General features: G+C 70.1%; 15 protein-coding genes. 7 read left to right on the forward strand and 8 right to left on the reverse strand.

Annotated elements, in window-relative coordinates:
* Positions 1–6: 6 nt before the first annotated feature.
* The 6 genes from EBL85_RS11410 to EBL85_RS11435 form a co-directional block, all read right to left on the reverse strand.
* Positions 7–582, reverse strand: coding sequence for a YggT family protein (locus EBL85_RS11410; protein WP_123138984.1), 576 nt, complete (start codon positions 580–582; stop codon positions 7–9).
* Positions 579–1,409 (reverse strand): pyrroline-5-carboxylate reductase, encoded by an 831-nt coding sequence (proC, locus tag EBL85_RS11415; protein WP_123142974.1) that lies wholly within the window; start codon positions 1,407–1,409, stop codon positions 579–581. Before proC ends, EBL85_RS11410 begins: the two co-directional genes overlap by 4 nt.
* 61 nt (positions 1,410–1,470) lie before the next feature.
* Positions 1,471–2,166 (reverse strand): YggS family pyridoxal phosphate-dependent enzyme, encoded by a 696-nt coding sequence (locus EBL85_RS11420; RefSeq protein ID WP_123138986.1) that lies wholly within the window; start codon positions 2,164–2,166, stop codon positions 1,471–1,473.
* Between the two features lie 24 nt (positions 2,167–2,190).
* Positions 2,191–2,808 carry an RdgB/HAM1 family non-canonical purine NTP pyrophosphatase gene (rdgB, locus tag EBL85_RS11425; protein ID WP_123139324.1) on the reverse strand — a complete coding sequence of 206 codons (618 nt, stop codon included), beginning with the start codon at positions 2,806–2,808 and terminating at the stop codon, positions 2,191–2,193.
* 35 nt (positions 2,809–2,843) lie between these two features.
* Positions 2,844–3,560, reverse strand: coding sequence for a ribonuclease PH (gene rph, locus EBL85_RS11430; protein ID WP_062271544.1), 717 nt, complete (start codon positions 3,558–3,560; stop codon positions 2,844–2,846).
* A gap of 56 nt (positions 3,561–3,616) precedes the next feature.
* A complete protein-coding gene (locus EBL85_RS11435) occupies positions 3,617–4,555 on the reverse strand; it encodes a serine/threonine-protein kinase (protein ID WP_123138987.1) in 939 nt (312 codons plus the stop codon).
* A gap of 230 nt (positions 4,556–4,785) precedes the next feature.
* On the opposite strand from EBL85_RS11435, the gene EBL85_RS11440 reads away from it, so the two are divergent.
* The 4 genes from EBL85_RS11440 (at position 4,786) to EBL85_RS11455 (ending at position 9,335) form a co-directional block, all read left to right on the forward strand.
* Complete coding sequence (locus tag EBL85_RS11440) at positions 4,786–5,652, forward strand: YicC/YloC family endoribonuclease (protein WP_123138988.1); 867 nt, start codon at positions 4,786–4,788, stop codon at positions 5,650–5,652.
* A gap of 227 nt (positions 5,653–5,879) precedes the next feature.
* Positions 5,880–6,485 carry a guanylate kinase gene (gmk, locus tag EBL85_RS11445; protein WP_123142975.1) on the forward strand — a complete coding sequence of 202 codons (606 nt, stop codon included), beginning with the start codon at positions 5,880–5,882 and terminating at the stop codon, positions 6,483–6,485.
* 257 nt (positions 6,486–6,742) lie between these two features.
* Positions 6,743–7,030, forward strand: a complete 288-nt coding sequence (rpoZ, locus tag EBL85_RS11450) for a DNA-directed RNA polymerase subunit omega (RefSeq protein WP_123138990.1) — start codon at positions 6,743–6,745, stop codon at positions 7,028–7,030.
* A gap of 121 nt (positions 7,031–7,151) precedes the next feature.
* Entirely contained in the window at positions 7,152–9,335 is a 2,184-nt protein-coding gene (locus EBL85_RS11455) for a bifunctional (p)ppGpp synthetase/guanosine-3',5'-bis(diphosphate) 3'-pyrophosphohydrolase (protein WP_369957537.1), read from the forward strand.
* Between the two features lie 7 nt (positions 9,336–9,342).
* On the opposite strand, the gene nifA is transcribed toward EBL85_RS11455, so the two are convergent.
* A complete protein-coding gene (nifA, locus tag EBL85_RS11460) occupies positions 9,343–10,929 on the reverse strand; it encodes a nif-specific transcriptional activator NifA (RefSeq protein ID WP_123142979.1) in 1,587 nt (528 codons plus the stop codon).
* Positions 10,930–10,946: 17 nt separating this feature from the next.
* Positions 10,947–12,593: a nitrogen fixation negative regulator NifL gene (gene nifL, locus EBL85_RS11465; RefSeq protein WP_123142976.1), complete on the reverse strand. Its 1,647-nt coding sequence runs from the start codon at positions 12,591–12,593 to the stop codon at positions 10,947–10,949.
* A gap of 276 nt (positions 12,594–12,869) precedes the next feature.
* On the opposite strand from nifL, the gene rsxA reads away from it, so the two are divergent.
* The 3 genes from rsxA to EBL85_RS11480 all read left to right on the forward strand — a co-directional run.
* On the forward strand, positions 12,870–13,445 hold the full coding sequence (gene rsxA, locus EBL85_RS11470) for an electron transport complex subunit RsxA (RefSeq protein ID WP_005223102.1): 576 nt from the start codon (positions 12,870–12,872) through the stop codon (positions 13,443–13,445).
* A gap of 29 nt (positions 13,446–13,474) precedes the next feature.
* Positions 13,475–14,008, forward strand: coding sequence for an electron transport complex subunit RsxB (gene rsxB / locus EBL85_RS11475; protein ID WP_123138993.1), 534 nt, complete (start codon positions 13,475–13,477; stop codon positions 14,006–14,008).
* Positions 14,005–14,718: RnfABCDGE type electron transport complex subunit C (locus EBL85_RS11480; RefSeq protein WP_123142977.1), on the forward strand; the 714-nt coding region annotated here is incomplete at its 3' end. The genes rsxB and EBL85_RS11480, both read left to right, overlap by 4 nt.

The following is a 14,718-nucleotide window of genomic DNA, read 5'->3' on the forward strand; positions in this document are numbered from 1 at the left end:
CCCGCCTCAGAAGGGATTGCCGACGAGGAAATCGAGCGGCGGCACCAGCAGCATCTTGAGCAGCACCAACCCGATCAGCACCGCCATCGGCGACAGGTCGATGCCACCGATCGGGGGGATCAGCCGCTGCGCCGGACGCATCAGCGGATCGGTCAGGCGCGCGAGCAGCGCCACGGCCGGGTTGAAGGGATCGGGGTTGAGCCAGCTGAGCAGGGCGCGCGCCAGCACGGCGAAGAAGAAGATGTCGAAGAACAGCTCCAGCACCCCGGGCACGGCCCAGCCGAGCACCGCAAAGGGCGAGCGATCGACCCCGAGCAGCAGCATCAGCAGCAACGACTCGACGGCAAGCAGCAGCCACACCAGCAGCAGCGAGGCGAGATCGAGTCCGCCGTAGCCGGGCACCAGCTTGCGCAGCGGGCGCAGCACCGGGGTGGTGACCTTGACCACGAACTGCGAGATCGGGTTGTAGAAGTCGGCGCGCGACCACTGCAGCAGGAAGCGGATGGCCACCACCGCGGCATAGAGCCCGAACAGGGTCTGGATCAGGAAGACGGCGGGGTTGAGCAGATAGGACGAACTCATGACTGGCCCTCGAGCTCGGTCGAGATCTCGGCGGCGCGATCACGCGCGGCACGCGCGGCACGCGCCACCAGATCGTGCAGGTCGGCGCCGTCGAACACCGCCAGCGCGCGCGCCGTGGTACCGCCGGGCGAGGTCACCCGTTCGCGCAGCCGCGCCGGGGTCTCGTCGCTCTCCATCGCCATCTTGGCCGCGCCGAGCGCGGTCTGTACGGTCAGCAACCGCGCCGTCTCGGCATCCAGCCCGAGGGCGACCCCGGCCTCCTCGAGCGCCTCCATGAAGCGCAGGAAATAGGCCGGGCCACTGCCGGAGATGGCGGTGACGGCATCGATCTGCGCCTCGTTGTCGACCCAGCGGGTCAGCCCGGCGGCGCGCAGGATGGTCTCGGCATGATTGCGACCGGCGGCATCGACCTCGGCGCTGGCGTGCAGGCCGATCGCACCGCTCTGCACCATCGCCGGGGTGTTGGGCATCGCCCGCACCACCGGCAGCGGCGCGCCGAGCCAGCGTTGCAGCGTCGCCTCGCGCACCCCGGCCATCACCGAGATCACCAGCACCCGGCGACCGGCGAGCGCCGGGGCCAGATCACGGCAGACGGCGGCGGCGACCTGCGGCTTGACGCACAGGGCGACGATCTCGACCCCGTCGATCGCGTCGGCACCAGCAGCGAAGGCACGCACGCCGAAGCGCGCCTGCAGCTCGCCGCGGCGCTGGTCGTCGGGCTCGACGACCCGGATCGCGGCGGCATCGTAGCCGTCGGCGATCAGGCCGGCGATCAGGCTGGTGGCCATGTTGCCGCCACCGATGAAGGCAATGCTGGCTGTCGTCATATCAACCCCGGAAACAGAAGGAAACCATGCGGCAGACGCCCGGCGGGCGCCATGCCAAAACTCAATTATAAGGACGCGGCCCGAACACCGCGGTGCCGACCCGCACCAGGGTCGAGCCCTCGAGGATCGCCGCCTCGAGATCGCCCGACATCCCCATCGACAGACACTCGAGCGGGGTGGCGGCGCTGGCCAGCGTGTCGCGCAGCGCGCGCAGCGCGCGGAAGGGGACGCGCTGCGCGGCCTCGTCCTCGGCCGGCGGCGGCAGCGTCATCAGCCCGCGCACGCGCAGCGCCGGCAGGGTCTCGCAGAGCGCCAGCAGCTCGGCGGCCTGTTCGGGCGCGAGTCCGGCCTTGCTCGCCTCGCCGGCGAGATTGACCTGGATGCAGACGTTGAGCGGCGCGGCATCCGCGGGGCGCTGGTCGTTGAGCCGACGGGCGTGATCCGGGCTGCACAGCCCGTGCACCCAGTCGAAGTGGGCGGCGATCTGGCGCGTCTTGTTCGACTGCACCCGACCGATGAAGTGCCATTCGATGCCGGGCGCCTCGAGCGCGGTGATCTTGTCGAGCGCCTCCTGCACATAGCTCTCGCCGAAGGCGCGCTGGCCAGCCTCGTGGGCGGCGGCGATGGCCGCCAGCGGCTGCTTCTTGCTCACCGCCAGCAGCGCGATCGTGGCCGGATCGCGCCCGGCGCGCGCGGCGGCGGCCTGGATGCGCGACTGCACCTGCTGCAGCCGCGTGTCGATGGTCTCTTGGGTCATGATCGATAACGTGTTCGTTGGGACTCAGACACCCGCCGGCGCCAGCCGCGCCTGCAGCAACCGCAGCGCCTGGCCGCGATGACTGAGCCGGTTCTTGGTCTCGGCGTCGAGCTCGGCGGCGCTGCAGCCGGTCTCGGGGACGAAGAACACCGGGTCGTAGCCGAAGCCGTTGGTGCCGCGCGGGGTCTCGAGCACCCGCCCCTCCCAGGTGCCCTGGCAGATCACCGGGGTCGGATCCTCGGCATGACGCAGATAGACCAGCACGCACTGGAAACGCGCGCTGCGCGCCTCGGGGGCGACACCGGCGAGCGCCTGCAGCAGCTGCGCGAGGTTCTCGGCATCGCTCGCGCCCGCCCCGGCATAACGCGCCGAGCGGATCCCGGGCGCGCCCTGGAGGGCGTCGACCTCGATCCCGGAGTCGTCGGCGATCGCCGGCAGCCCACTGTGACGCGCGGCGTTGCGCGCCTTGAGGATGGCGTTCTCGACGAAGCTCAGCCCGGTCTCCTCGATCTCGGGGATGGCGTGGTCGCGCTGTGGCTCGACCTGCAGCCCGCTGGCGGCGAGCAGCTGGTTGATCTCGCGGACCTTGCCGGCATTGTTGCTCGCCAGCACGATCCGGGTCTCGGGTACGTTTGGGTTCATGGCGGGGTCCATCGGCAGGTGGGTTGATCGGGTGGTCAGTCGGCCAGCACCGCGCGCTGCGCGGCCTGGATCTCGCGAATGCCGGCCTCGCCCAGCGCCAGCAGCGCGTCGAGTTCGGCGCGGGCGAAGGGCACGCCCTCGGCGGTACCCTGGATCTCGATGAAGCGCCCGTCGGCGTCCATCACCAGGTTCATGTCGGTCTCGGCCTTGCTGTCCTCGGCATAGTCGAGATCGAGCACCGGCTCGCCCTCGAACACCCCGACCGAGACCGCCGCGACCTGGGTGTGCAGCGGATCGGCGCCGAGCGCGCCGCTGGCGAGCAGACCGTCGACGGCCTCGCGCAGCGCCACCCAGGCGCCGGAGATCGCCGCGGTGCGGGTGCCGCCGTCGGCCTGGAGGACGTCGCAGTCGAGGGTGATGGTGCGCTCGCCGAGGGCGTCGAGATCGATCGCGGTCCGCAGCGCGCGCCCGATCAGGCGCTGGATCTCGAGGGTGCGACCGCCCTGCTTGCCGCGCGCCGCCTCGCGCGGGCTGCGCTCGCCGGTGGCGCGCGGCAGCATGCCGTACTCGGCGGTCACCCAGCCCTTGCCCTGGCCCCTGAGAAAGGGCGGCACCCGGGCCTCGACACTGGCGGTACAGAGCACCCGGGTGTCGCCGAACTCCACCAGCACCGAGCCCTCGGCGTGCTTGGTGAAGCCACGGGTGAAGCGCAGGTCGCGCAGCTGGTCGGGACGGCGTTGGGATGGTCGCATGGGCTCTGTCTCTCGGTTGATTGGCCGGCCATCTTCGGTCGCCGGCCAGGGGGGCGTCAATGCGCCTCGACCCCGGTCGGACGGCTGTCGGCGGCGCTGGTGACCGCGCCCGTCCGGTAGCGATCCAGGTGCGGGCGCAACCAGTCGAGCAGCGCGCTGGCATCCCGCGGACGGCGCGCCGCCTCCATCTGCATCGCCCAGTCGACCGCCTCGAGCAGGAAGCCGGGATAGCGCCCGGCGAGCGCCTCGCGCGCCGACACCAGGGTGTCCTCCTTCTTGCGCTCGAGCGCCGGGGGCGGGGTCTTGCGCTCCATGCAGGTGCGGATGCTCGCGCCGACGGCATAGACATCGGTCCAGGGACCGAGCTCGGCGCGACTGAAGTACTGCTCGACCGGCGAGTAACCGGCGGTGACCACCTGGCTGCCGCGGGCACGCTCGCGGTTGAGCGGGTGCACCGCGCCGAGATCGAGCAGCAGCGGCTGGTTGCCGTGACGCAGATGGATGTTGCCGGGCTTGACGTCGAGATGGACCATCGCGTGCCGGTGCATCAGCGCCAGGGCATCGAGCACCGGCACGAAGACATCCAGCAGAAAGGTGGTGCTGACGCCGCCGCGGCGCTGCTGCAGATAGCCCGAGAGGTTGCGCCCGCGCTCGTTGGGCATCACCAGATAGCCGGTGTCGTTGGCGAGGAAGAAGTCGAGCACGCGGACGATGCTCGGGTGCGACAGCGAGGCCAGCGCCTGCACCTCCTGGAAGAACAGTCGGCGCCCGTGGTGCAGCGACAGCGCCTGCTCGGCGCTCATCGGGACGACACGCCCGCCGTCGCGGCGGCGGGCGAGCTTCTTCGGCATGTACTCCTTGATCACCACCTCGGCCCCGGTGTCGAGGTCGTGGGCGAGATAGATCAGGCTGAAGCCGCCCTTGCCGATGACCTCGGCGAGCTGATAGGCACCCACCAGGGTGCCCGGAGAGAGGCTTTGTCGGGCCAGGGCCATGGCTGGATCATCTGCTCCACTGGACCCGGGCGGCCGAACGGCCGGACCGGGTGTCTTGCTACACGGCACCCATTGATGGCGCCCGATGGCGACGACACGCGTCACGGGGCGACACGCATCGGCGCCAAGTATACGCACCACCCACGACACCGACGCTCGAAAGGCCGGGCGACGCTGCCTTATACTGGAGTCCATCCGACCGTTCTTCCGCCCCCGAGAGCCGCGCCAGCATGATCAAGAGCATGACCGCCTTCGCCCGCGAATCCAGCCAGAGCGCGCTCGGCGAGCTTACCTGGGAGCTCAGGACCGTCAACCATCGCTATCTCGAGCCGATGCTGCGCCTGCCCGAGGAGCTGCGCGCGCTCGACACCCGGATCCGCGCACGGCTCGGCGAGCGGCTGCACCGCGGCAAGGTCGACTGCGCGCTGCGCTTCAATCCCGGCGCCGGCGCCCCGGTCGCGCTCGAGCTCAACCGTCCGCTGGTCGAGCAGCTGCTCGCCGCCGGCGATGCCCTCGCCGGGCTCAGCGGTCGCGACACCCGCCCCACGCCCTTCGAACTGCTGCGCTGGCCCGGCGTGATCCGGGAGCAGGAGCGCGATCTCGATCAGATCGGCGCCGCCGCGATGGCGCTGCTCGATCAGACCATCGACGGCCTGATCGCCACCCGCGAGCGCGAGGGCGCGCGCCTCGCGCAGCTGGTACGCGAGCGCTGCGACCGGCTCGAGGTCTGTGTCGGACAAGTGCGCAACCGCATGCCCGAGGTCATCGCCGAGACCCGCGCCCGGCTCGCCGAGCGTCTCGCCGAGCTGCGCGAGGAGCTCGACGAAGCCCGTCTCGAACAGGAGATCGTGCTCGTCGCCACCAAGCTCGACGTCGACGAGGAGATGGACCGGCTCACCGCCCATATCGCCGAGGTACGCAGCGTGCTCGAGCGCGACGAGCCGATCGGTCGCCGGCTCGACTTCCTGATGCAGGAGCTCAACCGCGAGACCAACACCATCGGCTCCAAGTCCTCCGACGTCACCATCACCCGCACCGTGGTCGACATGAAGGTGCTGATCGAGCAGATGCGCGAGCAGATCCAGAACATCGAATGACCTCGGACGCCTGTCGCGCGCCGCTGGCGACAGCGACAGGGACGTTCTCGCATACACCACGCGCCGCTGTCGAGGGCCGTTGCAAGGTCGTATAATTGCGCCTTTTTCGTCTCGCGCACCCAGGTGGAAAGGCACGCCCGAGTCCGCTCCGGGCTCGCGGTTGCAGCCCCAACCAAGACACACCGTCCGCGGCCGCGCAGGACCCCACCGTCGAAGGCACACCCGCAATGGGACAAGGCATCCTCTTCATCGTCTCGGCGCCCTCGGGCGCCGGCAAGACCAGTCTGGTCCGGGCGCTCCTCGAGCGTGATCCCGCGCTCGCGCTCTCGGTCTCCTGCACCACCCGCGCGCCGCGCGCCGGCGAGCAGGACGGCGTCCACTATCACTTCCTCGCCCGCGAACGCTTCGAGCAGGCGATCGCCGCCGGCGACTTCCTCGAGTCGGCGGAGGTCTTCGGCAACCTCTACGGCACCCGCGAGCAGGACGTGCGCGACCGGCTCGAGGCCGGCGAGGACCTGATCCTGGAGATCGACTGGCAGGGCGCGCGTCAGGTCCGCGAGCGCATCCCCGAGGCGGTCGGCATCTTCGTGCTGCCGCCCTCGATCAGCGAGCTCGAGCGGCGGCTGCGCGGACGCGGCACCGACAGCGACACGGTGATCGCCGGACGCATGGCCCAGGCGCACGACGAGATGATCCACGGCGACGAGTACGACTATCTGGTGGTCAACGGTGACTTCGACGCCGCGCTCGCCACCCTGGCGGCGATCGTCACCGCCGAGCGCCAGCGCCAGGCGCGCCAGCAGGCCGTGCTCGCAGCGCTGCTCGAGGGCTGAGCCGGCGCCACCGGCGCGCCTCGCTCGACATCCCGCGCCGCCGGCCTGGGGCCGGCGCCGGGTCGCTCGCAAAGACCTGCCGGACGCTACTTGAACCCACCGTTCTTGTGATAGTCTGAGCAGTGTTCACACCCTGTTCGCGGGCCGTCCCAGGACCGCCCCGGGGCGCCCCGTCGCGGCGCCGCGCCACCGCATCGAGATGCACGGCCCGCTCTGGATTCATCCGCTCCAAAATAGCTTTTAGAGATCACCCGACCATGGCAAGAATTACCGTCGAGGACTGCCTCAAGAACGTCGACAACCGCTTCGATCTGGTGCTGCTGGCGACCAAGCGCGCCCGCCAGGTCGCCAACGGTGTCGAGCCCACGCTGGCCTGGGAGAACGACAAGCCGACGGTGATGGCGCTGCGCGAGATCGCCGCCGGCAACGTCACCAAGGGCACCATCCAGGAGGCCCAGAGCGAGATGGACGAGTCGGCCTCGCTCGAGCAGGCGCTCGCCGCCGAGCTGGCTGCGACCGAGACGCCGCGCGGCGAGGCCCGCTAGTCGTGTCCTCGCGGCGGGTCCCCATGCCCGCAGCCGGGCGTGCCCACCGGCCTCCCTGCCGGTGGCGCGCGCATCCCCCCACCTCCACCGCCGCATCGCGCCGTCCATGCCCGCCGATCCGCTGACCGTCGCGCCGCCCGTCGCCCGCGCACCCGAATCCCCGCTGCGCGCCGAGCCGCCGCGCTATCTCATCAGCGACCTCTGCGCCTATCTCGAAAGCTATCTCCCCCCCGACCAGGTCCGCGAGTTCTATCGCGCCTATCTGTTCGGCGCCGAGGCCCACGAGGGCCAGAAGCGCAAGTCGGGCGAGCCCTACATCTACCACCCGGTCGCGGTGGCGCGCATCCTCGCCGAGATGCGCATGGACTACAAATGTCTGATGGCGGCGTTGCTGCACGACGTCATCGAGGATACCGACATCGCCAAGGCCGAGGTCGCCGCCGACTTCGGCGACGATGTCGCCGAGCTGGTCGACGGGGTCAGCAAGCTTTCGCAGATCGACTTCGACTCGCGCGCCGAGGCGCAGGCGGCGAGCCTGCAGAAGATGCTGCTGGCGATGACCCGCGACATCCGGGTGATCCTCATCAAGCTCGCCGACCGGCTGCACAACATGCGCACCCTCGACGCGATGCGCCCCGAGGCCTGTCGCCGGATCTCGCGCGAGACCCTGGAGATCTACGCCCCGATCGCCAACCGCCTGGGCATCAACTGGGTCCGCATCGAGCTCGAGGAGCTCGGCTTCGAGCACCACTGGCCGTGGCGCCGCCGGATCATCCATCGCGCGGTCCGACACACCCACGGGGAGCGGGTCGAGATGGTCGGTGCGGTCGAGCGGGCGCTCCAGGAGGCACTCGCCCAGGAAGGGATCCCCGGCACCGTCGAGGGACGACGCAAGCATCTCTACGGCATCTACCGCAAGATGCGCGACAAGCATCACCCCTTCGAGGAGGTGATCGACGTCTCCGCCTTCCGCGTGGTCGTCGACCGGGTCGACACCTGCTACCGCGTGCTCGGCGTGGTCCACAACCTCTACAAGCCGGTCCCCGGTCGCTTCAAGGACTATATCGCCATCCCCAAGGCCAACGGCTACCAGTCGCTGCACACCGTGCTGGTCGGCCCCCAGGGGGTGCAGATCGAGGTGCAGATCCGCACCGAGGACATGCAGCGCATGGCCGAGTCGGGGATCGCCGCGCACTGGCTCTACAAGAGCGGCGAGGAGGCCAACCCCGCGGCACTCGCCGCCGACTGGCTGCAGAACCTGCTGGAGATGCAGCGCGAGGCCGGCAACTCGGTCGAGTTCCTCGAGAACGTCAAGGTCGACCTCTTCCCCGGCGAGGTCTATGTCTTCACCCCCAAGGGCCGGATCATCACCCTCAAGCGCGGCGCCACCGTCGTCGACTTCGCCTTCGCGATCCACTCCGACATCGGCAACACCTGTGTCGCCGCCCGCGTCGATCACCGCCTGGTGGCGCTCAACACGGTGCTGCGCAGCGGCCAGCGCGTCGAGATCATCAACGCCCCCGGGGCCAAGCCCAACGCCTCCTGGCTGAACTTCGTCACCACCGGCAAGGCCCGCGCCGGCATCCGCAGCTATCTCAAGAACCTCAAGCAGCGCGAGGCGCTCGGGCTCGGCAAGCGGCTGCTCAACGCCGAACTCTCGGTCTTCGACCTCGACCTCGACCAGCTCGAGACGCCACGACTCGCCGCCTATCTCGACGAGGCCAAGCTCGCCGGACTCGACGCCCTGCTGGTCGACATCGGTCTCGGCAACCGGCTCGCCGCACTGGTCGCGCGCCGACTCGTCGGCGGCGAGCTCGAGGAGCTCGGCAGCGAGCCCCGCAACGAGGCCAAGAACCACCCCAACCGCCTGGCGATCCGCGGCACCGAGGGCATGGTGGTGAGCTTCGCACGCTGCTGCCGACCGATCCCCGGCGACACCATCGCCGCCCAGTTCAGCCCCGGGCGCGGCATCGTCGTGCACCGCAGCGAGTGTCGCAACCTCGGCAGCCCCGAGCGCAAGCGCGACCGCCGGTTGGCGGTGGAGTGGGCGAGCGAGCCCGAGGGCGAGTTCTCCACCGAGATCCGCGTCGAGATCGGCAACCGCCGCGGCGCCCTGGCGGTGGTCGCCAGCGCCATCGCCGAACAGGGCTCGAACATCGAGACCGTGGTCTCCTGCGAGAAGGAGGGGATGACCACCGCGCTGGAGTTCGTGATCCTGGTGCGCAGCCGTGTCCATCTCGCCCAGATCATGCGCCGGCTGCGCCATATCCCGCTGGTCGAGCGCATCATCCGCCTGCCGCGCTGAACCCCGCTCAGAACTGCCGCACCCTGATGTTGAGCGTCTGGATGCGATAGGCGATCTGACGCGGGGTCATGTTGAGCAGCCGCGCCGCCTTGGCCTGCACCCAACCGGCCTCCTCCAGCGCCGCGATCACCCGCTCGCGCTCGTCGAGCTTGGGGTCGTTGAGGTCGATCTTGGCCGCCGTCGGACGCGCCAGCGGGCGCGGCGGCTCGTTGGCCATGGCGCTGACGTCCAACCCGGTCGACTCGACCACCTCGCAATCGATGCGCCCGTCGACGCTCATCACCGCGGCGCGCTCCAGACAGTTCTCCAGCTCGCGCACGTTCCCCGGCCAGTCATGCCGCATCAGCACCCGCAGCGCGCTGTCGCTGATGCTGAGCGTGCGGCCCTGGACGCGGGCGATCTTGTCGACCAGGAAGCGGGCCAGCTCGGGCACGTCCTCGAGCCGCTCGCGCAGCGGCGGCATGCGGATCGGCATCACGTTGAGTCGGTAGTAGAGATCCTCGCGGAACTCGCCGGCGCGGACCTCGCTCTCGAGATCGCGGTTGGTGGCGGCGATCACCCGCACATCGACCTTGAGCGTCCGGGTGCCACCGACGCGCTCGAACTCGCCCTCCTGCAGCACCCGCAGCAGCTTGGCCTGGAAGGCGGGGCTGATCTCGCCGATCTCGTCGAGGAACAGGGTGCCGCCGTCGGCCTGCTCGAAGCGCCCCTTGCGCTGGCTGGCGGCGCCGGTGAAGGCACCCTTCTCGTGACCGAACAGCTCGGACTCGAGCAGGTTGTCGGGGAGCGCGGCGCAGTTGAGCCGCACGAAGGCGCCGCGCGCGCGCGGCGAGTTGTAGTGGATGGCGTTGGCGATCAGCTCCTTGCCGGTGCCCGACTCGCCCCGGATCAGCACCGTGGTGTTCCACTTGGCGACCTGGCGCACCTGCTCGAAGACCAGGCGCATGGTATCGGCGCGACCGATGACGCTGTCGAAGCCGTGGGCACCGCGCACCTCGCGCCTGAGGGTGTCGCGCTCCTCGCGCAGCGCCCGCTGCTCGGCCTCGACACGACGCGCCAGACGCACCGCCTGACCGATCAGGTTGGCGACCATCTCGAGGAAGTGGGCACGCTGTTCGAGCAGCGCGTCGCCGTCGAGCGGCTGGGCGGCGAGCACCCCCACCGCGCCGGCCTCACCGAGACGAATCGGCACCCCGATGAAGGGCAGCTCGGGATCGTAGAGACTGAGCCGATCGAGAAAGCGCGGCTCGTCGCCGACACGCGGCAGGATCCAGGGCGCGTTGCTGGCCAGGATCTGGCCGATCACGCCCTCGCCGGGACGATAGCTGACGGTCTCGAAGGGCGCCGCCGCCGAGTCGTGGAGCGCGCCGATGAGCAGCTCGCCACGCTCGTCGTCGAGCAGGCTGACCATGCCGTGACGCAACCGCCCCTGTTCATCGAGCACCGAGAGCACGGCACTCAGGGTCTGGCGCAGGTCGAGCGAGCGGCTGAGCACGCTGCTGACCTCGAACAGCACCCCGAGCTGGGATTCGAGCAGGGCGAGCCGGCGCGCATCCTCGCGCGGCGCCGACACCCCGGGAGTGGGTGAGCGCATGAGATCCTCGACCACGATCAGCGTTCCTGCGACAGGGTGTTGAGCAACAGCCGCACGCGACAACCGGCGACCGCCTCCGAATCGACCTCGATCGAACCGCCATGGGCGTTGACGATCTCCTGGGCCAGCGCCAACCCCATCCCGGCATGACCGCGACGCTGTCGCCAGCCGATGAAGAAGGGCTCGAAGACGCGATAGCGATCCTCCGGGGCGATCCCCGACCCGTTGTCCTCGATCTCCACCTCGACCCCGTCGTCGACGCGCCGGGTGCACAGACGCAGCTCGCGCTGCGCCCGCCCGGACTCGCACAGGGCATGGATGGCATTGTCGACCAGGTGCTTGAAGAGCGCGCGCAGCTGATCCTTGTGGCTGGTGAACTCGGGCAGCACCGCCGCCGGGCGCCAGTCGACCACCACGCCGTTGGCGAGCAGCCGGTCGGTCTCGAGTTCGAGCACCTGACGCAGCAGCTCGTTGACGTTGACCAGCGCCCCCGGCTCGCGCGGCTCCTCGGGGAGCGCCGAGGTCAGGGTGTCGAGCGCACGCTGGCCGGAATGGCTGATCTGATCGAGCATCCCGGCGAGGGTGTCGATGTTGGCCGCGCCGCCGCGCAGCATCGAGGCGGCGGCGCTGATGACGTTGAGCGGCACCTGGATCTGGTAGATGGCCGCGGCCAGGGCCTCGCGCATGCCGTGCATGCGCTGCTGCTCGGCGAGCCGCGCGCGCAGGTTCTCGAGGTGCGAGCGCTCGATCTCGCGACGCCGGCTGGTGACCTCGTTGGCGAGCAACAGCACCCGGTGCTCGCCCCCGCTGGCACGCCCGAAATAGCTGCGCGCCGAGACGTCGGACTCCTCGACCGGGGTCGCCGAGCAGACGAACCAGCGCGGCCCGCCCCCGCCCGGGACCTCGATCCCGACCTCCAGGTTCTTGAACCCCTGCCCCGAGACCCCGGCCTCGAGCACGTCCACCCCGACCTGCTCGCGCAGCGCAGCGCGCAGCACCTCGAGCGGCTCGCGTCCGCGCAGATCGCCGAGCAGCTTCTTGTACTCCTGGTTGTCGAGGATGATCCGACCCTCGTGATCGAGCAGCACGATCAACGCCGGTGCGGCATCGAGCACGGTCTCGACCCGCGCCTTCTGCTGACGCACCGCGGCCTCCAGCTCGTGGACCTTGGTGACGTCGCGGTGCATGCCGAGGAAGTAGCGCAACGCACCGCTGCGATCGAGCACCGGGGCGATGGTCAGCTCGGCGAGATAGTCCTCGCCCCCCTTGGTGCGGTTGACCAGGGTCCCGGTCCACGGCTGGCGCTGCTCGAGGGTACGCCACAGATGGCGATAGATGCTCTCCGGCGTGGCCCGGTTGGAGAGGATCGACTCGTTGCGTCCCAGCACCTCGGTGCGGTCATAGCCGGTGAGGGTCTCGAAGGCGCGGTTGGCATAGAGGATGATCGCACGCGCGTCGGTGATCGAGATCGCCAGCGGCGACTGTTCCACCGCCTCGAAGAACAGCCGGGGCGGCAGGGGATCCTTGGGGTTGCCGCCCATCAGGGTGAGCGCCTCCACCACCTCTGGCGGGGTGCCCTCGGGCGGCGCGGCGAGAAAGGCGCCGAGGGCATTGATCACGGCCTCCTGGGTGGCCTCGGGGGCTTGCTGGGGCGACACGGGCATCTCCTCGGGACTGTGGGTCTGGGCGTTCTTTAAGCAATCTGCGTACCGCTTTCAATCGTTCGGCGACCACCGGCATCGATCCCAGAGCTTGTCGGCTTTGCGACAAGGCGATCGGCATCCATGCCACAGCCTGTTGGCACCACGACAGACCCTCTCCCGCCCGAAGCCGGTGCAAACCCACGATTGACGCCCCATTCGGGGTCAATCCCGATTTTGGGCACACCGCTTGCTTACTGGCGTGTCAGACGAATGCCGCTATCGTGAGGACCGCCATCCATGGGCGAGTATCTGCTGCTGATCCTCGGCACCGCGCTGGTCAACAACGTGGTGCTGGTGAAATTCCTCGGGCTCTGTCCCTTCATGGGGGTGTCGAGCAAGCTCGACTCGGCCCTGGGGATGGGCCTGGCCACCACCTTCGTGCTGACCCTCGCCGCGGTCGCCGGCTGGCTGCTCGAGCACCTGGTACTCGGCCCGCTCGGGCTCGGTTATCTGCGCATCCTCAGCTTCATCCTGGTGATCGCCGCGGTGGTCCAGTTCACCGAGCTGGCGGTGCGCCGGATCTCGCCCGCGCTCTATCAGGTGCTGGGCATCTTCCTGCCGCTGATCACCACCAACTGCGCGGTGCTCGGCGTCGCCCTGCTCAACGTGCAGCAATCCCACGACTTCTTCGAGAGCGTGCTCTACGGGCTCGGCTCGGCGCTCGGCTTCACCCTGGTGATGGTGCTCTTCGCCGGGCTGCGCGAGCGCCTGGCGGTGGCCGAGGTCCCGGCGGCCTTCGCCGGGGCGCCGATCGCCTTCATCGTCGCCGGACTGCTCTCGCTCGCCTTCATGGGCTTCGCCGGACTCGCCTGAGCCGACGCCCCGCAACCGGAGTCTCAGAGATGCTTGCCGCCATCCTCACCCTCACCGCGCTCGGACTCGCCCTCGGCTGGTTGCTCGGACTCGCCGCGCGTCACCTCAAGGTCGAGGACGACCCCATCGTCGAACAGGTCGCCGCGCTGCTGCCGGGCTCGCAATGCGGCCAGTGCGGCTATCCCGGCTGCGCCCCGGCGGCAGCGGCGATCGCCGCCGGCGAGGCGGCGGTCAGCTGTTGCCCGCCGGGCGGACGAGCGCTGGCCGAGGCGCTGGCCGAGCTGCTCGGGGTCGAGGCCGACCTCTCCGGTGTCGACGACCAGCCGCCGCAGCTCGCACACATCCACGACGAGCGCTGCGTGGGCTGCACCAAGTGCCTCAAGCGCTGCCCGACCGACGCCATCATGGGGGCCAACAACATGATCCATGCCGTCTTCCCCGAGGCCTGCACCGGCTGCGGCCTGTGCGCCGCGGTCTGCCCCACCGAGGGCATCGAGATGCGCCCCGAGCGCCCCACCCCGCAGACCTGGTACTGGCCCCGGCCGGAGGTGGCGACACGATGAATGCCCTGCGCCAACTGTTGCGCCGCCCCGCCAATCGTATCCATCCGGTGCGCGGCGGCGTCCACCCCGATGACCGCAAGGCGCTGGCCGCAAGCGCGCCGATCACCGAGCTGGCGCTGCCCGCGCGACTCGATCTGCCGCTGCAGCAGCACATCGGCGCCAGCGCCGCACCGCTGGTGCGCAAGGGTCAGCGGGTGGCCAAGGGCGAGCCGATCGCCCGCGCCCAGGGACCGATCTCGGCGCCGCTGCACGCGCCGACCTCGGGGCGGGTGATCGCCATCGCCGAGCGCCCGGCCCATCACCCCTCGGGACTGGCGATGCCGACGATCAGCATCGAGCCCGACGGCGAGGAGCGCTGGTACGCGGCGCTCACCCCCTGCGACGACCCGTTCGCGCTCGACCCGGGGGCCATCGCCGAGCGGGTCGCCGCCGCCGGCATCGTCGGGCTCGGCGGCGCGACCTTCCCGGCCGCGGTCAAGCTCAATCTCGGCGCCAGCCATCCATTGCACACCCTGGTGATCAACGGCGCCGAGTGCGAGCCCTATCTCACCTGCGACGACCGGCTGATGCGCGAACACGCCGAGGCGGTGATCGACGGCGCGCGCATCATGGCCCATGCCCTCGGGGTGGGCGGCATCCTGGTGGCGATCGAGGACAACAAGCCCGAGGCGGCGGCGGCCATCGAGACGGCCGCCGCCGGGTTCGAAGAT

This window comes from Marichromatium sp. AB32 (assembly GCF_003718675.1).
Lineage (GTDB): Bacteria > Pseudomonadota > Gammaproteobacteria > Chromatiales > Chromatiaceae > Marichromatium > Marichromatium gracile.

Coding starts and splice junctions, on each gene's coding strand:
- rdgB (WP_123139324.1), bottom strand. CDS start 2,808: ATGAACCCAAACGTACCCGAGACCCGGATCGTGCTGGCGAGCAACAAT.
- rph (WP_062271544.1), bottom strand. CDS start 3,560: ATGCGACCATCCCAACGCCGTCCCGACCAGCTGCGCGACCTGCGCTTC.
- EBL85_RS11440 (WP_123138988.1), top strand. CDS start 4,786: ATGATCAAGAGCATGACCGCCTTCGCCCGCGAATCCAGCCAGAGCGCG.
- proC (WP_123142974.1), bottom strand. CDS start 1,409: ATGACGACAGCCAGCATTGCCTTCATCGGTGGCGGCAACATGGCCACC.
- EBL85_RS11410 (WP_123138984.1), bottom strand. CDS start 582: ATGAGTTCGTCCTATCTGCTCAACCCCGCCGTCTTCCTGATCCAGACC.
- EBL85_RS11420 (WP_123138986.1), bottom strand. CDS start 2,166: ATGACCCAAGAGACCATCGACACGCGGCTGCAGCAGGTGCAGTCGCGC.
- rsxA (WP_005223102.1), top strand. CDS start 12,870: ATGGGCGAGTATCTGCTGCTGATCCTCGGCACCGCGCTGGTCAACAAC.
- nifL (WP_123142976.1), bottom strand. CDS start 12,593: ATGCCCGTGTCGCCCCAGCAAGCCCCCGAGGCCACCCAGGAGGCCGTG.
- rpoZ (WP_123138990.1), top strand. CDS start 6,743: ATGGCAAGAATTACCGTCGAGGACTGCCTCAAGAACGTCGACAACCGC.
- EBL85_RS11435 (WP_123138987.1), bottom strand. CDS start 4,555: ATGGCCCTGGCCCGACAAAGCCTCTCTCCGGGCACCCTGGTGGGTGCC.
- gmk (WP_123142975.1), top strand. CDS start 5,880: ATGGGACAAGGCATCCTCTTCATCGTCTCGGCGCCCTCGGGCGCCGGC.
- nifA (WP_123142979.1), bottom strand. CDS start 10,929: ATGCGCTCACCCACTCCCGGGGTGTCGGCGCCGCGCGAGGATGCGCGC.
- rsxB (WP_123138993.1), top strand. CDS start 13,475: ATGCTTGCCGCCATCCTCACCCTCACCGCGCTCGGACTCGCCCTCGGC.